Origin of the sequence: Gordonia crocea, assembly GCF_009932435.1 — a bacterium.
GTDB lineage: Bacteria > Actinomycetota > Actinomycetes > Mycobacteriales > Mycobacteriaceae > Gordonia > Gordonia crocea.
Genome location: NZ_BJOU01000001.1, coordinates 1,914,558 through 1,931,346, shown reverse-complemented (window position 1 = coordinate 1,931,346; position 16,789 = coordinate 1,914,558). Strand labels below are relative to the sequence as shown.

18 protein-coding genes are annotated in these 16,789 nt (G+C 70.6%); 11 read left to right on the top strand and 7 right to left on the bottom strand.

Going from position 1 to position 16,789, the window contains the following annotated elements; translation table 11 throughout:
• Nucleotides 1-10: 10 nt before the first annotated feature.
• Nucleotides 11-1,195, bottom strand: coding sequence for a methyl acetate hydrolase AcmB (gene acmB / locus nbrcactino_RS09120; protein ID WP_161927070.1), 1,185 nt, complete (start codon nt 1,193-1,195; stop codon nt 11-13).
• A gap of 110 nt (nt 1,196-1,305) precedes the next feature.
• A complete protein-coding gene (locus nbrcactino_RS09115; RefSeq protein WP_371864565.1) occupies nt 1,306-2,316 on the bottom strand; it encodes a helix-turn-helix domain-containing protein in 1,011 nt (336 codons plus the stop codon).
• A 252-nt stretch (nt 2,317-2,568) separates the two neighbouring features.
• Here nbrcactino_RS09115 and sfnG point away from each other — a divergent pair, with 252 nt between their 5' ends.
• The 7 genes from sfnG to nbrcactino_RS09080 all read left to right on the top strand — a co-directional run bounded on the left by sfnG (nt 2,569) and on the right by nbrcactino_RS09080 (nt 9,798).
• Nucleotides 2,569-3,735: a dimethylsulfone monooxygenase SfnG gene (gene sfnG, locus nbrcactino_RS09110; RefSeq protein WP_161927068.1), complete on the top strand. Its 1,167-nt coding sequence runs from the start codon at nt 2,569-2,571 to the stop codon at nt 3,733-3,735.
• Between the two features lie 49 nt (nt 3,736-3,784).
• Nucleotides 3,785-4,993 (top strand): acyl-CoA dehydrogenase family protein, encoded by a 1,209-nt coding sequence (locus nbrcactino_RS09105; protein ID WP_161927067.1) that lies wholly within the window; start codon nt 3,785-3,787, stop codon nt 4,991-4,993.
• Nucleotide 4,994: 1 nt separating this feature from the next.
• Nucleotides 4,995-6,254: an SfnB family sulfur acquisition oxidoreductase gene (locus tag nbrcactino_RS09100; RefSeq protein WP_161927066.1), complete on the top strand. Its 1,260-nt coding sequence runs from the start codon at nt 4,995-4,997 to the stop codon at nt 6,252-6,254.
• 47 nt (nt 6,255-6,301) lie between these two features.
• A complete protein-coding gene (locus nbrcactino_RS09095) occupies nt 6,302-7,492 on the top strand; it encodes an LLM class flavin-dependent oxidoreductase (protein WP_161927065.1) in 1,191 nt (396 codons plus the stop codon).
• Nucleotides 7,493-7,521: 29 nt separating this feature from the next.
• Nucleotides 7,522-8,028 (top strand): flavin reductase family protein, encoded by a 507-nt coding sequence (locus tag nbrcactino_RS09090; RefSeq protein WP_161927064.1) that lies wholly within the window; start codon nt 7,522-7,524, stop codon nt 8,026-8,028.
• On the top strand, nt 8,025-8,489 hold the full coding sequence (locus nbrcactino_RS09085; RefSeq protein ID WP_161927063.1) for a hypothetical protein: 465 nt from the start codon (nt 8,025-8,027) through the stop codon (nt 8,487-8,489). The genes nbrcactino_RS09090 and nbrcactino_RS09085 overlap by 4 nt, the downstream gene beginning before the upstream one ends.
• Nucleotides 8,490-8,580: 91 nt before the next feature.
• Nucleotides 8,581-9,798, top strand: a complete 1,218-nt coding sequence (locus tag nbrcactino_RS09080) for an oxygenase MpaB family protein (RefSeq protein WP_161927062.1) — start codon at nt 8,581-8,583, stop codon at nt 9,796-9,798.
• A 6-nt stretch (nt 9,799-9,804) separates the two neighbouring features.
• On the opposite strand, the gene nbrcactino_RS09075 is transcribed toward nbrcactino_RS09080, so the two are convergent.
• Both nbrcactino_RS09075 and nbrcactino_RS09070 read right to left on the bottom strand, forming a co-directional pair.
• Entirely contained in the window at nt 9,805-10,239 is a 435-nt protein-coding gene (locus tag nbrcactino_RS09075) for a DUF1622 domain-containing protein (RefSeq protein ID WP_161927061.1), read from the bottom strand.
• 47 nt (nt 10,240-10,286) lie between these two features.
• Nucleotides 10,287-10,562, bottom strand: coding sequence for a DUF2277 domain-containing protein (locus nbrcactino_RS09070; RefSeq protein WP_161927060.1), 276 nt, complete (start codon nt 10,560-10,562; stop codon nt 10,287-10,289).
• A 64-nt stretch (nt 10,563-10,626) separates the two neighbouring features.
• On the opposite strand from nbrcactino_RS09070, the gene nbrcactino_RS09065 reads away from it, so the two are divergent.
• Nucleotides 10,627-11,223 carry an ASCH domain-containing protein gene (locus tag nbrcactino_RS09065; protein ID WP_161927059.1) on the top strand — a complete coding sequence of 199 codons (597 nt, stop codon included), beginning with the start codon at nt 10,627-10,629 and terminating at the stop codon, nt 11,221-11,223.
• On the opposite strand, the gene nbrcactino_RS09060 is transcribed toward nbrcactino_RS09065, so the two are convergent.
• Nucleotides 11,220-12,311 (bottom strand): PQQ-dependent sugar dehydrogenase, encoded by a 1,092-nt coding sequence (locus tag nbrcactino_RS09060; RefSeq protein ID WP_186343325.1) that lies wholly within the window; start codon nt 12,309-12,311, stop codon nt 11,220-11,222. The two genes, nbrcactino_RS09065 and nbrcactino_RS09060, sit on opposite strands and share 4 nt — an antisense overlap.
• Before the next feature lie 14 nt (nt 12,312-12,325).
• A complete protein-coding gene (locus nbrcactino_RS09055) occupies nt 12,326-12,637 on the bottom strand; it encodes a 4a-hydroxytetrahydrobiopterin dehydratase (protein WP_161927058.1) in 312 nt (103 codons plus the stop codon).
• A gap of 108 nt (nt 12,638-12,745) precedes the next feature.
• Here nbrcactino_RS09055 and nbrcactino_RS09050 point away from each other — a divergent pair, with 108 nt between their 5' ends.
• The gene (locus nbrcactino_RS09050; protein ID WP_161927057.1) at nt 12,746-13,375 is read left to right on the top strand and encodes an alpha-ketoglutarate-dependent dioxygenase AlkB; all 630 of its coding nucleotides are present in this window, start codon (nt 12,746-12,748) and stop codon (nt 13,373-13,375) included.
• Between the two features lie 9 nt (nt 13,376-13,384).
• Here the strand turns inward: nbrcactino_RS09050 and nbrcactino_RS09045 are convergent, their stop codons facing one another.
• Entirely contained in the window at nt 13,385-13,759 is a 375-nt protein-coding gene (locus tag nbrcactino_RS09045) for a YidH family protein (RefSeq protein WP_161927056.1), read from the bottom strand.
• A 145-nt stretch (nt 13,760-13,904) separates the two neighbouring features.
• Between nbrcactino_RS09045 and nbrcactino_RS09040 the strand changes: the two genes are divergently transcribed.
• Together nbrcactino_RS09040 and nbrcactino_RS09035 are read left to right on the top strand one after the other, a co-directional pair.
• The gene (locus nbrcactino_RS09040) at nt 13,905-15,737 is read left to right on the top strand and encodes an alkyl/aryl-sulfatase (protein ID WP_161927055.1); all 1,833 of its coding nucleotides are present in this window, start codon (nt 13,905-13,907) and stop codon (nt 15,735-15,737) included.
• 68 nt (nt 15,738-15,805) lie between these two features.
• Nucleotides 15,806-16,624: a mycofactocin-coupled SDR family oxidoreductase gene (locus nbrcactino_RS09035; protein ID WP_161927054.1), complete on the top strand. Its 819-nt coding sequence runs from the start codon at nt 15,806-15,808 to the stop codon at nt 16,622-16,624.
• Nucleotides 16,625-16,789 lie beyond the last annotated feature (165 nt).

Genomic DNA, 16,789 nt, shown 5'->3' with positions numbered 1-16,789 from the left:
CGACAGTCCGCTACCGGTCCGCGTAGACCGCGGTCTCGAACTCCAGGAAGCCGCCGATCGAGGTCGGATCGGCGAACGGCAGGATCTGCGTGCCCCAGATCCCGGCGACGTCGTTCTGGCGGTCGATCCAGTAGTAGAGATTCGCCAGCCCCGCCCAGCCGAGCGATCCGGCCGGCCGGCCGGTGGGCGCCGTCTCTTCGTTCACCATGAAGCTGTACGACCACCCCTTGCGCTGGCCGGGGAAGAACTCGGCGTCGTGCGACAATGTCGGATCCACTCCGGTCAGCATGGTGACCTGCAGGTTCTCCCCCAAACCGTTCTGTACCGCCTGGGCGACGGTGGAGGCTTGCAGCACCCGGCCGTGCTCGCCCTCGCCGTCGTTCAACCACATCCGCAGGAAGCGGGCGTAGTCCGGCATCGTCGAGTAGAGGCCGTGCCCGCCCATGTGGATCTCCGGCTCCTGGGGCAACACCAACCCGGTCGGGACCAGTGAACCGCCCTCGACCCGCTGGTGGACCTCCGCGCGGCGTGCGGCCATCGACGGGGTCATCGTGAAGGCGGAATCACCCATCCCCAGCGGGGCGAAGACCCGCTCGGCCATGACCTCGCCCAGCCGCTTGCCGCGGATCGACTCCACCACCAGACCGGCCCAGTCCATGTTGGACCCGTAGTTCCACGCGGTGCCCGGCTCGAACAACAGCGGCGAGTTCAGCGACGCGCGCGAGGCGGTGATGACGTTCGGCTGGCCGTCGGCAGCCAGCAACCGGTTATAGGACTCGGAGAAGAACGAGTATCCGAAGCCGGCGGTGTGCAGCATGAGCATCCGCGTCGTGATGGGTGTCCGCGCCGCGCGCACCACCGGCTTCCCGTCGTCGTCGAAGCCGTCGAGCACCCCGATCGCCCCGATCTCGGGGACGTACTCCGCGGCCGGCGCATCGAGGTCGAGCAACCCCTCCTCGACGCATTGCAGCACGGTGGTCCCGGTGATGGCCTTCGTCGTGGAGAAGAGCGCGAACACGGTGTCCGTCGTCATCGGCGCGTCGGCCGCAGTCGAGCGGACGCCGGCCGCACCCTCGTAGACGGTGCCGTCGCCCCGGGTGACGACGGCGACCACGCCCGGGACGCGGTTGCCCTCGTCGGGTGCGGTCGTGATCCCGGTCAACACGGCGTCGAGGGTCGTTGTCAGATCGGTCATGGGTTTCCTCCGGCTCTCGGTGATCTGTGACACAGGAAAGCTAAGCCCACGTCTTCGGGCGAACACGTCGCCGATCGGCACACGGTGTCTGCGACCGGCAGCGGCGTTGCTCAGCCGCCCGGCGCGACGGTCCCGCCACACCCGCGCAGCAGCGTGGCCGACGGCGGTTCGCCGAAACGTCGACGATAGGCACCGGCGAAGACGCCCATGTTCACATAACCCCAAGCCCGCGCTGCTGCGGCGACGGTGGTGGCGCCGCGCGCCAACTCCCGGTAGACACCCTGCAACCGCTGTTCGACGAGGTAGGCGCGCGGGGTCATGCCGAGGTAGGCGCCGAACGCGCCGCTGAGCGTGCGCACGCTGACCCCGGCCGCCGCGGCGACGTCGGCGACGGTGGGGAGTTCGCGCGCATGCTCGTCGATGTAGTGCACCGCGGTCCGCACGTAGCCCGGGGCCGACACCTCCGGCGCCGCCCGCAGGTCGACCCCGGCCCGCCGGGCCCATTCGTCGAGGAGGTGGGCGGCGATCATCTCCTGCAGGTTGCGGCCGATCTGCCCCGAGGCAACCTCCTCGGGTGCGACTGCCGCGGTCTGCGCCGCATAGGACAACAAGGCCAACCACGGGCTCCCCGGTCCGCCGAGCTCGCAGCGGTGCGCCCACAGCCGGTCGTCGGGGACGAAGCCCCACCAACGCAGCGCGAGATCGGCGAGGCACCGGTGCGGAATGGTCAAGTTCAGCTGGAGGTGTTCGGGGTCGGCCACCAGGCGGTAGTCGGTCCTGCTGCAATCGGCGACAAAGGTCTGGCCGGTGCCCAAACAGGCATCCTCGTGCGCCCCGGCCGAGTGGCGGGTCATCCCGCGCAACGTGGTGAGGACCAGGATGTTGCCCGAATCAGAGTCGAAGTCGCGCAGGTCGACCCCGACCCCGTAGCTGAACCGGGTCATGACGATGTCGCCGACCGACACCGAGAACATCGAGGAACTCGGCACCACCGCCCGACCCGTCGGCCGAACGTCGAAATGCATGTACTGTTCGTCGGTCCACGATCGGATCGCATCCCAGTCCGACTCCGGCGCCACCGGGGTGCGCTGGTCGACGGGCCGGGGATCCAGGATGCTCAACACGGGTCGAGCATAAGGGCCCGGCCGTCTCGGGCGAGGGGGTTTCCCGCCCCAACGGCCCGCCACCGACACGCCGCCGCACCATCGGTCACAACCACGCTGAGCGCAATGGTGACGACACCACCCACCCGCCAGCACACTGGTCGACATGACACACCGCTTGTGCGCCCTGATGTGCTGTCGCTAGGTCCGCCACCCGGCCGACCATCCCCCCGCGTTACCGAATCGCCTTGCAAGGAGGCTTCTTTCGTCATGCCTGAAAACCTGACCGAGCGCCAACTCGCCGCCGCGTCCGCACCGTTGCAGTTCGCCTACTGGGTGCCCAACGTGAGCGGCGGCCTGGTGGTCTCGAAGATCGAGCAGCGCACCGACTGGGACTACGACTACAACCGCCGCCTCGCGGTCCTCGCGGAGAACAACGGCTTCGACTACGCCTTGAGCCAGGTCCGCTACGTGGCCTCCTACGGCGCCGCCTACCAGCACGAGTCGACCAGCTTCTCGCTGGCGCTGCTCCTGGCCACCGAACGCCTCAAAGTGATCGCCGCGGTCCACCCTGGACTCTGGCAGCCCGGCGTCTTGGCCAAACTGCTCGCCACCGCCGATCACCTGTCCGGCGGCCGGGCCGCGGTCAACGTGGTCAGCGGTTGGTTCCGCGACGAGTTCACCAAGCTGGGCGAACCGTGGCTCGAGCACGACGAGCGGTACCGCCGCAGCGAGGAGTTCATCGGCTACCTGCGCCAGATCTGGACCTCAGAGCACGCCGAGTTCCACGGCGACTTCTACCGCCTCCACGACTTCGACCTCAAGCCCAAGCCCGTCGACCTCCCCGGCCGGCCGCACCCGGAGATCTTCCAGGGCGGCAACTCGACCGCCGCGCGCGCCATGGCCGGTCGCGTCTCGGATTGGTACTTCAGCAACGGCAAGGACTTCGACGGCATCACCGAACAGGTCATCGACGTCAACACCGAGGCGGCCCTGCACGGGCGCAGCGTGCGATTCGGACTCAACGGCTTCCTCATCGCCCGCGACACCGAGCAGGAGGCGCGCGACGTCCTGCGCGAGATCGTCGACAAGGCCGATCGAGAGGCCGTCGAGGGATTCGGTTCCGCCGTCAAGCAGGCGGGGCCGTCCACCGCCAACGGCAAGGGCATGTGGCAGGACTCCGAGTTCGCCGACCTCGTCCAGTACAACGACGGCTTCCGCACCGGCCTCATCGGCACGCCCGAACAGATCGCCGAGCGCATCGTCGCCTACAAGACGCGCGGCGTGAACCTGCTCCTCCTCGGGTTCTTGCACTACCTCGAGGACGTCGAATACTTCGGCTCGAAGATCCTGCCGCTGGTGCGGGAACTCGAAGCCGACCTGGCCGCCAGCGGCAAGCTCGAGTCCCAACTCGCGGCCAACGGGGTCCTCGTCTGAGGCCTCCGACCCCCATTCGATCGATCAGCAACCACGAAAGGCACCACCCATGACCGCCACCGTCTCCTCCGACGCCGACCAGCAGGCCCGGTTCGCCGATGCCCTGCGCCGCGCCGACCTCGTCGCCGCCGAATTGCGCGCCACCGCGGCCCAGCGCGACCGCGCCAATGCCGACCCGATCGCCGAGATCGACCTGCTCCGCCAGGCCGACCTCCTCCAGGTCGGCGAGCCCGTCGAGTACGGCGGGTCCGGCCTCAACTACGCGCAGAGCCAGCAGATCACCCGCCGGATCGCGCGCGGCGACACCTCGATCGCGCACCTCCTCGGCTACCACTACGCCCAGCAGCGCATCCCACACCTCTTCGGCACCCCGGAGCAGGCCGGCGAGATCTCGCGCGGCAACGCGCAGGAGCGCCGGTTCTGGGGCGGGGTGCAGAACCCGCGCGGCGGCTCGGCCCTGGAACTGACCCGTGACGGCGAGGGCTACCGGCTGAACGGGCGCCGGACCTTCGCCTCGGGCGCCAGTGTCGCCGACTGGCTGTCGGTGACCGCGGTCTTCGACGGCAACCTGGTGTTCCTCGCCCTCCCCCGCGACATCGAGGGATTCCGCGCCCTCGGCGACTGGGACAACATCGGCCAGCGCCTCACCGACTCCGGCGGCGTCGAGTTCGTGAACACCCCGGTTGACGGCGCCCAGATCCTCGGCGGCATCGAGAGCGCCGGCAAGGAACTGTCGGCCTACCAGACCCTGGTCACCCCGCACTGGCAGCTGGCGTTCGTGAACTTCTACATCGGCACCGCGCAGGGCGCCCTGGAAGAGGCCTTGGACTGGACCAAGCTCAACGCCAGCGCGTGGGAGACCTCGGGTCTCGAGGTGGCCACCGACGACCCCTACATCCTGGAGTTGGTCGGCGAACTGACCGCGCAGACGACCGCTGCCGCCTTGCTGGCCGACCGGGCCGGCGACGCCCTGCAGGCGGCGTTGGACTTCGGCCCCGAGCTGACGGCCGAGCAGCGGGCGGAGACGGCGGTGGCCATCGCCGAGGCGAAGTACCTGACGACGAAGGTGTCGCTCGAGGTGGCCTCGCGGCTGTTCGAGATCCAGGGGGCGCGCGCCACGACCAGTGCCTACGGCTTCGACCGGCACTGGCGCAACCTGCGCACCCACACAGTCCACGACCCGGTTGCCTACAAGGCCCGCGAGGTCGGCGACTGGGAGCTGAACCGCCGCGCACCGCAGTTCTCGCTGTACAGCTGAGATGACCGAGCTGACCAGCGCGGGCGCCCCGTCGGAGACGCGGCGGATCGCCGACGACGCCGAGGCGCTCGAGGTCGCCAGGTCGCTCGCACCCGCCTTCGCGGCGGGTGCGGGCGACCGCGACGCCCTCCGGGTCCACCCGCATGACAGGGTGGCGGCCCTGTCGGATTCCGGCCTGTTGGCAATCACCGTTCCGGCGGAGTTCGGCGGTGCCGACGTCGGCCTGGAGACGCTGGCCCGCGTGGTGGCCATCATCGCCGCCGCCGACCCGTCCCTGGCCCAAATCCCGCAGAGCCACTTCACGTTCCTCGAAGCCCTCCGGCGCGGCGGTTCCCCCGACCTGGCCCGACGCATCTACCCGCGCATCCTCGACGGTGCCCGGTTGGCCAACGCCCAGACCGAGCGGTCCGGGAAGACCGTGGCCGAGGACTCGACGACGCTGCGCGACACCGGCGACGGCCTACTCCTGTCCGGGGTGAAGTACTACTGCACCGGGGCACTGCACGCCGACATCCTCGCCGTCCGCGCCGTCGACCACACCGGTGGCTCGTCGACGGGGCAACCGGCGCGCAAGGTCATCGCCTACGTCCCGGCCGACGCGCCCGGGGTGACCATCGTCGACGACTGGGACGGCTTCGGCCAGCGCACGACGGGCAGCGGAACGGTCAGTTTCGACCGGGTCGCGGTCAAGCCGACCCACGTCCTCGACTTCACCGCACTGCTCGCCGAGCCGGGAACCTATGGTGCCCGCGCCCAGCTGGTCCATTCGGCGATCGACACCGGTATCGCCCGCGGGGTCCTCGACGCCGCCGCCGTGGCGGTCGCCGGGGCGCGGCCGTGGTTCGAGTCCGAGGTCGGTGCGGCCGCCGACGATCCGTATCTGATCGCCCGCGGCGGCGAGGTCGAACTCGCCGTGCGCGGCGCCGAGGCGTTGCTGCTGACCGCGGCGCGGCGGATCGAAGAGGCCGACGGCGGGCTCGCCGAGCCGGGGATCGACGACGAGGCGTTCCGCAGCCGCGTCGCCGAGGCCTCTCTGGCCACCGCCGCGGCCAAGGTCGCCGCCGGCCGGGCGGCCCGCCAGGCGTCGTCGGACCTGTTCGACTTCGGCGGCACCCGCGCGGCGTCGGAGAAGGCGAATCTGTCCCGGTTCTGGCGTGACGCGCGCACCCACACATTGCACGATCCGGAGCGGTGGAAACTCCACCACCTCGGCCGCTGGGCCCTGGGCCGGCACCGGCCGCCGTGGCACACCTCGCTGTGAGCCCGGCCCCTCCCCATCCGCTACCAACCGAAAGCACCCACGCACCGATGTCAGTCAAACTGCACTGGTTCCTCCCGACCTACGGGGACTCCCGGTCGATCGTCGGCGGTGGACACGGCGTCCCCACCGAGTCGGCGGGCGGACTCCGCGACGCCACCGTCGGGTACCTCTCCTCCATCGCCCGGGCGGCCGAGGACTTCGGCTTCGACGCGGCGCTGACCCCGGCCGGGCCGTGGTGCGAGGACGCGTGGATCACCACGGCGATGGTGGCGCGCGAGACCGAGCGCCTGGGCTTTCTGCTGGCCCTGCAGCCCGGTTTGATCAGCCCCACGTTGGCCGCCCAGATGACCGGGACCTTCACCAAGCACGCGCCGGGGCGGTTGCTGATCAACATCGTCACCGGTGGCGAGGCCGCCACCCAGCGCGCCTACGGCGACTCGCTGGACAAGGCGGCCCGCTATGCGCGCACCGACGAGTTCCTCGACGTCATCACCGCCCTGTGGCGCGGCGAGACGGTGAACCATCGCGGCGAGCACCTGCAGATCGAGGGGGCCTCGATCCCAACGCTGCCGGTGCCCGCGCCGCCGATCTACTTCGGCGGCTCGTCGGCACCGGCCGGGCCGGTCGCGGCCCGCCACGCCGACGTCTACCTCACCTGGGGCGAACCACACGCCGCGGTCGCCGCGAAACTCGAGTGGATCCGCGGTCTCGCGGCGGCCCAGGGACGGACGGTGCGATTCGGTATCCGCCTGCACGTCATCGCCCGCGACACCGCCGAGGCCGCGTGGGCCGAGGCCGCCCGGCTGCTGTCCGACCTCGACGAGGATGTTGTCCGGTCCGCGCAGGAGGGGCTCGCCCGCAGTGAGTCGAGCGGGCAGGCCGCCATGCGCGAGCTCCATGCGGCCCACCGCGCCGACGGGAGCTGGCGCGATCCGCGCTCGCTGGAGATCGCCCCCAACCTGTGGGCCGGGGTGGGTCTCGTACGGGGCGGCGCCGGCACCGCCCTGGTCGGCAGCCATCGCGAGGTCGCCGACGCGATCGAGTCCTACGCCGCGCTCGGGATCGACGAGTTCGTGCTGTCGGGCTATCCGCACCTCGAGGAACTGTTCTGGTTCGGCGAAGGCGTGATCCCCCAACTCATCGCGCGCGGGGTCTTCGACGGCGGCCCGACCCACACCGACGACCCGCGCCTGGGTGCGGGCCTGCATTCGCCGTTTGTCCCGACAGCGGCGAGCTGACAAGCGTGACCACCGAGAAAGGAAACCCCGTGTCTGCACCCACCGTTGCCCGTACCGACCCGTCCCAGTTGCGCCGGGCCTTCGCGCACTTCCCCTCCGGCCTTGTCGCCGTGGCCGCCCTCGGCCCCGACGGCCCCGTGGGGCTCCTCGTCTCCTCGTTCACGTCGGTGTCGCTGGACCCGCCGCTGGCCTCGGTCAACATCGGCCGCTCGTCGTCGACACTGCCCCACCTGCAACGCCAAACCCATTGGGGAATCAGTGTTCTCGGCCGCGACCAGGTCGGCGTGGCAGACAACTTCCGACGCCCGTCCGACGAGCGCTTTGCCGATCTCGGCTGGAGCTCGACCATCGACGGGGCGGTGCACCTGCACGGCGCCGCCGCCGGGTTCACCACCAAGCTCGACCGGCTGATCCCGGCCGGCGACCACTCGATCGCCCTGCTCGAGGTCCTCGACCACTTCGCCGCCGACGACGCGACGCCCCTGGTCTTCCACCGCAGCCGAATCCGCCAGATCGACAGCGAGGGCGCGGCATGAGCGCGGCGGCCGGATCGGTCGCCGGGCTGCGCATCGCCGTCGAGTTCCCCGGCGATCCCCGCGAGTGGGTGGAGCTCACCCCCGATGCCCCCGGGCAGACCGAGCGGTTCCGCGCCCCGACGCTGCGGGACGCGGCGGCCCGGACGGCCCGATCGACCCACGCCTCTTTCGTCGACCTCGACGTGTTCCTCGCCGAGTCGGTGCCCGACGCCTTCGCCGGGCTGGCCGCGCGGCGCCCGGGCTGGTCGCCCGGGACGCGCACCGAATCGCTGGTCCACGCCGGCACCCCGTCGACGCTGGCCGGGTTGTTGTTCGACATCTGGACCGCCCGGGTCGCCGACGGCGTCGTCCTGCGCTCCGACGACCCGTTGGCCCTCTCGCGCCAGATCGTCGGCGACGTGCTCCCGCTGCTGAGCGCCCGCGGCCTCCCCGCCCAGACCCGCTCCACCGCGGTCGCCTGACCTGCGCGAGAGGGGGTCTGCGGCCGCCCTGAACCCCGAGCACCGCGCGACCCGGCCCGGCGACCACGGGCACGTACTACGGTCGGTAGTCATGGTCGAGTTGACGGTTTCCCCCGCCCATCAGCGGCTGCGCGACCGCGTCGCGCGGTTCACCGGCGTCGACCTGCTGCCCGAGGACGCGGTCCAACGCGTCTTCGCCCGCGATCACACCCGCGGCGACCCGGTGGCCGAACGGTTCGTCGCCGAGACCTACCACGGCGAGCTCGGCCCAGACCGGTCCCGGGAACTGCTCGACCACGCGTTGCGGGTCGGCATCGCCAACGTGCCCGACGCACCCGAGTCGATGCGGGAGCTGTTCGCCGATTTTGAGACCGTCCCCGACTGGGTCGACCCCGACCTCGTCGAGACGGGGGCGGCGGTGTGGCGCCGGTGGGGCTACAGCCTGGGCGCGGTCGGCAACGCCGGGACCATGGACACCTACACCGAGGGATCGTTGGCCGTCCCGCTCTCGCTGTCGGGCGGGTATGCCGGGGCCAGTGCGCTGCACCGGTATCTGGAAACCACCCGCTGGTGGCTCGAGGTCTGCCGGCCCGGCGCGGCGCTCACCCCCGGGTCGACCGCCCGCGAGGTGTCGCTGAAGGTCCGGGTGATGCACGTGTCGGTGCGCGCCCGGGTCGCCGAACACCCCGAATGGGACGCAGCGGCCCACGGACTGCCGATCAGCCAGAGCGAGATGATGCTCACGCTGCTCGGCGGCAGCGTCGGTCCGGCCGTCGGGCTGTTCGCGCTGGGCTTCCTGACCTCCCCCGCCGAAATGCGCGCGGTCCTGCATTTCAACCGCTACCTCGGGCACCTCGTCGGCTGCCAGGTCGACGACATGTTCCCGACCACCGTGGCCGACGGCCTGCGGCTGCTCTACTACTTCGACGCCACGCGCAAGCACGACTCGGGTCCGCTGGGCCCCGAACTCGTCGAGGCGTTCGTCCCCTCTTTCGAACCCGGTCCGCAGGTGCGCGGCCGGGCACGACTGCGCGCGCTCTACCACCTGCACCTGCAGGCCGGCTACACCCGGCTGTTCATGCTGCCGTGGAACCGGCGGCACTACCGGTTGCCCAGCGGTCTGCCCGGATTGGCCCTCCTCGTCGGCCGCGCACCGTTCGTCGCCGTGGTCGAGACGGCCCGGCGCCTGTCCCCCGCACTCGACCGGCATTGGCAACGCCACCAGATGCGGCGGTGGCGGCGCTGGCACGCGTGGCACCTCGGGCAACGCGAGGAACGGTTCGACGCGGCGCGCGAGTTGCGCCGCTGACGCCGCTCAGTCCCGACCGGCGTCGGGGGTCTTCGCCACGTTGGGCCGGCCGCGCTCCCGTTCCTGCGCGACCGCGGCGGTGAGGACCGCGGCCCCCGATTGCGTGAGGACCCGCTTCCACGGCAACGTCCCGTCGATCTCGATCTGGATCGACATGCTCAGCACGGTTCGCAACAAAACGATGACCGCGAGGACACCCACGTTTTCCAGCGACGGTTCGGAGGTGATGGTGCGGATGAGGTCGGCGGCCACCAGGATCTCCAGGCCGAGCAGGATGGCGCCGCCCAGCGACGTCCGCAACAGCGCGAAGCTGCCGCCTTGACCGCGCAACAGCCGCACCGCGGCCAACGCGAAGGCGACGATGAATCCCACCACCATGGCGATGACACCGGTGATCTCGAATCCGTCGGCCACACCGTCGAAGATCTGGTGCATCGTCATCCCCGGATCCTATCCGGAGTCCGACGATTCGGACAGCGGATCGGCCGTCAGCCGGCGTAACGCCCGGATGCGACCGCGCGGGCCCGCTTCTTGGCCGCCTCCTCCTCGCGGTTTTTCGGCGGCGCGTGGGTCACCAGGTCGTCCAGCAAATGCTGTGTCGTATGGGCGATCTCGGCCACGGCCGCGTCGAACGCCGCCTGGTTCGCCTTGGAGGGTTTCGTCGTCCCGGCCACTTTCCGGACGTACTGGAGCGCGGCTGCATGGACCTCGTCGGAGGTCGCCGGCGGGTCAAAGTTGTGCAGGGTGTGGATGTTGCGGCACATAACCCGACGCTACGCCGGGACGACAGTGGCGACAACGCTTCGCCGCGGTGTCACAATCACAACCGTGCTCATCAAGAACGCCATTGCCAGCGGGATTCGGGCGGGCACGGTACGGGCCCAGTACCGGTGCTGGGACGCGCCGCGGGTCACGGTGGGCGCGACACAACTGACCGCGGCCGGCTTGGTGCGCGTCACCGGTGTGTCTCTCGTCGACGACCTGGACCGCCTCACCGACCCGGAGGCCCGCGCGGCGGGGATGGCCGATGCCCCGACCCTGCGGGCGGCACTGCGCAAGAGCACCCGGGGCGCACGCGTCTACCGCATCGACCTCGAGTGGGCGGGCGAAGACCCCCGCGCCGTCTTGCGCGAGCAGATACCCGACGACGAGCAATGCGCATCCCTGTACCAACGGTTGTCGCGTCTGGACCGCCGACCGTCGGGCGAGTGGACCCGCGAGGTCCTCGAATGGATCCGCGATCATCCGCACGTGGTGTCCACCAGGCTGGCCGAGGAGCGCGCCACCGACCGGGCCGCACTCAAGACCGACATCCGCAAGTTGAAGGCGCTCGGCCTCACCATCAGCCACGACGTCGGCTACGAGCTGTCGCCGCGCGGCATCGCCTATCTCGCCTGGCTGGACTCGCGCCACGGTACCGACTAGCCCAGGGAAATCCCGATGATGCGGTCGTCGCCGGCCCCGGGGCTGCCGCGCCCGTCGGTGTTGTTGGTCAGCACCCACACCTGTCCGTCCGGTGCGAGGACGACATCGCGCAGGCGGCCGAACTCGCCGGCGTGGAGTTCGGCGACCCAGCGCGGTCGGGTCAGCGAAACCGTCCGCAGCCGCTCACCCCGCAGGTTGGCGATGACCACCTCACCGCCGACGACGGCAATACCGCTGGGACTCGCGTCCTCCGGCGGCCACGTCTGGAGCGGGTCGGTGAACCCGTCGCGGCGCCCCACCCCCTCCACCGACGGCCAGCCGTAGTTGCGCCCGGGTTCGATGCGGTTCAACTCGTCGGCCCGGTCGGCGCCGAACTCGGAGGCGTACATCGTGCCGTCGGGCGCCCACGCGATTCCCTGCACGTTCCGATGGCCCAGCGTGTACACCACCGAACCGCCGAACGGGTTGTCCGCCGGCGCTTCCCCGCTCGGCGTCATCCGGAGGATCTTGCCGGCCAACGAGTCCGGGTCCTGTGCCGACCGTGGTCGTCCGGCGTCGCCGGTCGTCGCATACAGCATCCCGTCGGGACCAAAGGCGATCCGCCCGCCGTTGTGGGTGGCCGCCGCCGGGATCCCGCTCAACACGGTCCGCATCCGGCCGAGGGACAGGTGGCCGGGTGCACCGACGAGGCGGAAGGCCACGATCCGGTTCTGCGTGCCCGCCGTGTGGTAGGCGAACAGTTCCCGGTTGTGCACGGCGATACCGAGCAGTCCACCCTCCCCGGTGCCGTGCACCCCCGGCACGGTGCCGACCACGCGGGTGTGCCCGTCGACGAGCTCCAGCACCCGTGCGGTGTCGCGCTCGCTGATCAAAGCCGTGCGTCCGGCGAAGGCGATGGACCACGGCGCGGCCAACCCCATCGCGACCACCCGGTACTGTGCCGCCGGCGGCGACGAGGGTTCGACCTGCCCCGTCACGTCCGGCGGCGGGGCGTCGGTGGCGCAGCCGCCCATCACCAGGATGCAGACGAGCACGAGCCCGACGCCGAACCTGGCCAGAACTGCCGACGACCCACTCACCCCTCCCATTGTGCTCGGTCCGCTCAGTTGGCACCGATACCCAGCTCGCGGGCGATCTGGTCGATGGCGGCGGCCAACGCCGTGTCCGCGTCGGTCAGCCCGCCCACGGCGTGCGTGGTCACCGCCAATGCCACCGTGCCGTAGCGCAATCCGATATCGGGATGGTGGTCGGCGGCCTCGGCGGCCGCGACGATGCGGGTGACGAATTCCAGGCCGCGCACCATCGTGCCGGTCCGGTACCGGGCGACCAGGGAATCATCGACCACCCGCCACGGCGCGGGTACCGCCTGTTCCGCCGCCGCCGCGCTGAGCGGTCTGTAGTGGTGCTCGACCATTGCCGTCCTCCGTTCGCCGCCTCACCAGATCTGCCATTAGCCATCATGACCGAGGGACACACCGGCGTCGATCGCCCATATGTTCGATTCGCGGCGTAGGCTTGCCCTATGACGACGGCAGGGTTCCAAGACACGCTCTTCGGCGCGACGGCCGACGAACCGACCCTGGGCGGGCTCGACACCACCCGCCGCGTGCCGCTCGACGACACCGCCTGGGTGGACCTGCGCCCGGGGTGGCTGACGGGTTCGGCGGCGGTGTTCGACCACCTGCTCGCCGCGGTCGCGTGGCGCCAGGAGACGCGCCGGATGTACGACCGCGTCGTCGCGGTCCCGCGCCTGGTCGCGCACTACACCGAGGGCGACCCGCTCCCCGATCCGCTCGTGACGCAAATGCGCGACGCGCTGAGCTCCCACTACGCCGCGGACCTGCCCGACGGGTTCGCCACGGCCGGACTGTGCTGTTACCGCGACGGCAACGACAGCGTCGCCTGGCACGGCGACCGCATCGGCCGCGGGCGCCACGCCGACACCCTGGTGGCGATCGTTTCCCTGGGGACGCCCCGCTCGCTGCTGCTGCGCCCGCGAGGCGGCGGCACCTCACGGCGGTTCCCGCTGGGGTCGGGCGACCTGCTCGTGATGGGCGGGTCCTGCCAGCGCACCTGGGACCACTGCGTTCCCAAGGAGGCCGCCGCGGCAACCCGCATCAGCATCCAGTTCCGGCCGCCCGGGGTCTGGTAGTCCGGGGCGCTACTGCCAGACGACGAACCCGAGCGCGATGGCGACGAGCACCGCCACCAGCACCATGATGGCCACCGGGCCGGGCATCGGTTCCCCCGCGGCCAGGGCCCGGGTCACCCGCCGCCACCGCACCACCCCGACGACGGCGGCCGCGGCACCGACCAGGACGAGCGCGGTCCCGATGACGACCCGGACGCGCGCGCTCTCGAACGGGTCGAAGATGTGCAGGACCGCCACGCCCGAGGCGATGAACCCCATCGCGGTGCGCAGCCACGCGAGCATCGTCCGCTCGGCGGCGAGGGTGAACCGCGCGTCGACGGCCCCCGGGAGAAGCGCCGCGGAACCATCGTCGCCGGTGTCGGATCCGGTTTCGGAGTGACCCATAGCGCTCAGCATGACACGGCCGGGCGGGCGATTGCCCCGCAAACGGATACCAGTCTCGGCCAACCGCTTCGGGCGCCCGTCGGGCTGTGCGACGCTGAGACTGCCCCGCCCCGATCGATCGAGACGAAGCCAAGGAGCACCGGCCATGTCAACGCCCCCCGTCTACCCCTTCGACGACGAGCAGGACTTCACCGACGCCGACCGCGGACTCATCGCCACCCTCGACGTCGGCGCGATCACCGATGCCACCGGCCGGCCGGTCTGGGATCTGCAGGCCTACGACTTCCTCGACGCCGCCGCCCCCGGCACGGTCAACCCCAGCCTGTGGCGCCAGTCGCAGCTGTGCGCCAAACACGGCCTCTACGAGGTCACCGAGTCCATCTATCAGATCCGCGGCTTCGACCTCTCCAACATGACCGTGATCGAGGGCGAGCGCGGCATCATCGTCATCGACCCGCTGATCAGCACCGAAACCGCCGCGGCCTCCCTGGCGCTCTACCGCGAGCACCGCGGGGACCGCCCGGTCACGGCCGTCATCTACACCCACTGCCACGTCGACCACTTCGGCGGCGTCAAGGGCGTCACATCGCAGGAGGCCGTGGATGCCGGCGAGGTGGCGATCATCGCGCCGCAGGGCTTCATGGAGCCGGCCATCGCCGAGAACCTGTATGCCGGAACGGCGATGAGCCGGCGGGCCACCTACATGTACGGCACGATGCTCCCGAAGAACGCCCGGGGCGGGGTCGGCGCGGGCCTGGGCCAGACCACCTCGACCGGCACGGTCACCCTGATCCCACCGACCGTCGATATCACCGAGACCGGCCAAGAACTGACCGTCGACGGGGTGCGCATCGTCTTCCAACTGGCGCCGGGCACCGAGGCACCGGCCGAGATGCACTTCCACTTCCCCGACCTGCGCGCCCTGTGCATCGCCGAGAACGCCACCCACACGCTGCACAACCTCGTGACGCTGCGCGGCGCGGTCGTCCGTGACCCCCACGCCTGGGCCCAGTACCTCGGCGAGGCGATCGCCCTGTTCGGCGAGCAGACCGACGTCGTGTTCGCCTCGCACCACTGGCCCACCTGGGGACGGGAACGGGCGTTGGGCTTCCTGCAGACGCAGCGCGAGATGTACGCCTACCTGCACGACCAGACGCTGCGGATGCTCAACCGCGGCTTCACCGGGATCGAGATCGCCGAGCAGTTCCAGATGCCGCCGAACCTCGACGCGGCCTGGAATACCCACGGCTACTACGGGTCGGTCAGCCACAACGTCAAGGCGATCTACCAGCGCTATCTCGGGTGGTTCGACGGCAATCCGGCCCGCCTGTGGCAGCACCCGCCGGAGGCCGCGGCCAAGCGGTACGTGGAGTTCATGGGCGGCGCCGACGAGGTGGTCCGCAAGGCGCGGGTGTGCTTCGAGGAGGGCGACTACCGCTGGGCCGCACAGGTTCTCGACCACGTCGTCTTTGCCGACCCCGAGCACGAGGCGGGCCGCGCACTGCTCGCCGACACCCTCGAGCAGCTCGGCTTCGCCGCGGAGAACGGCACCTGGCGCAACTTCTACCTGTCCGGGGCCATGGAACTGCGCAGCGGGAACTTCGGCACCGCAACCGATTCCAGCGGCACCGACATCGTCTCCCGGCTGGAACCGGAGATGTTCCTCGACGCGCTCGCGATCCAGATCGATGCCCCGCGCGTGTGGGACCTCGACGTGACCGTGCGCTGGGTCTTCGGGGCCAAGCGCCTCCTCACCCGTCTGCACAACGGGGTACTGCTGCGCGACGCGGATCGGCCCGACGCCGCCGCCGACGCCACGATCTCGGTCCCCGAGGGCGCACTGATCCACCTAGTGACCGGCGACATGGCCGCAGCCGCGCAAGCCGGGCTCACCGTCGAGGGCGACGCCGAGGTGCTGGCCCAGGTCCTGGGCGGCACCCAGCCCCCGGACCCGAACTTCAACATCGTCACGCCCTGACCCCATCGATCACCCACGACATCAACCACCGACGCCATCAACCAACCGACGACAAGGGGGGAGAAAGAATGACCGGACGACTCGACGGACAGGTGGCACTGGTCACCGGCGCGGCACGAGGACAGGGACGCGCGCACTGCGTGCGGCTGGCAAGCAAAGGCGCCGACATCATCGCCGTCGACATCGCCGGTCCGCTGCCGGCGGACGTGCCCTACGAGTCGGCGACGCCGGCGGACCTCGCCGAGACCCAACGCCTCGTCGCAGAGACCGGCGCCACCATCATCACCGCACAAACCGACGTCCGCGACCTCGACGCCCTCAAGCGGGTCGTCGACGACGGAGTGGCCCGGCTCGGCAAGCTGACCATCGCCGTCGCGAACGCCGGCATCTGCATCCCGGTGATCTGGGACCAGACGACTCCCGAACTCTTCGACGACGTGATCGGCACCAACGTGCGCGGGGTGTGGAACACCGTCATGGCCTCGGCGCACCACATCATCGACGCCGGCGGCGGCTCGATCATCCTGATCAGCTCCTACGCGGGCAAGAAGGTCCAGCCGTTCATGGTCCCGTACACCACCAGCAAGCACGCCGTCACCGGCATGACCCGGGCGTTCGCCGCCGAACTCGGCCAATACAACGTGCGCGTCAACAGCGTGCACCCCGGTGGCGTCGCGACGCCGATGGGCGGTGGGGACATGGTCGCCGCCCTCGAACGCACCGGCGCCAGCAACCCGAAGCTCAATGCGATGGGCACCACCTTCACCGACCTGCCCTATACCGAGCCGGAGGTGGTCGCCAACGTCGTCGCCTTCCTCGCCTCCGACGAGTCGACGTTCATGACCGCCGAACACATCAGTGTCGACGGCGGCGCCCAGTACTTCTGAGACGGCTGCCCGCGTCCTGCGGGGCCTCCGACCGCAGCGTGCCGACGGTCCGATCGTTTCGGTCGACCCGAGCCGAGGTGGGTCTTTCAGGGCTAGGGTTGGAAATATCGGGCCTCCGCGGTGGTCATTCACTTCCCCGCCGTCCGAATCACCGTGCGCGTCAGC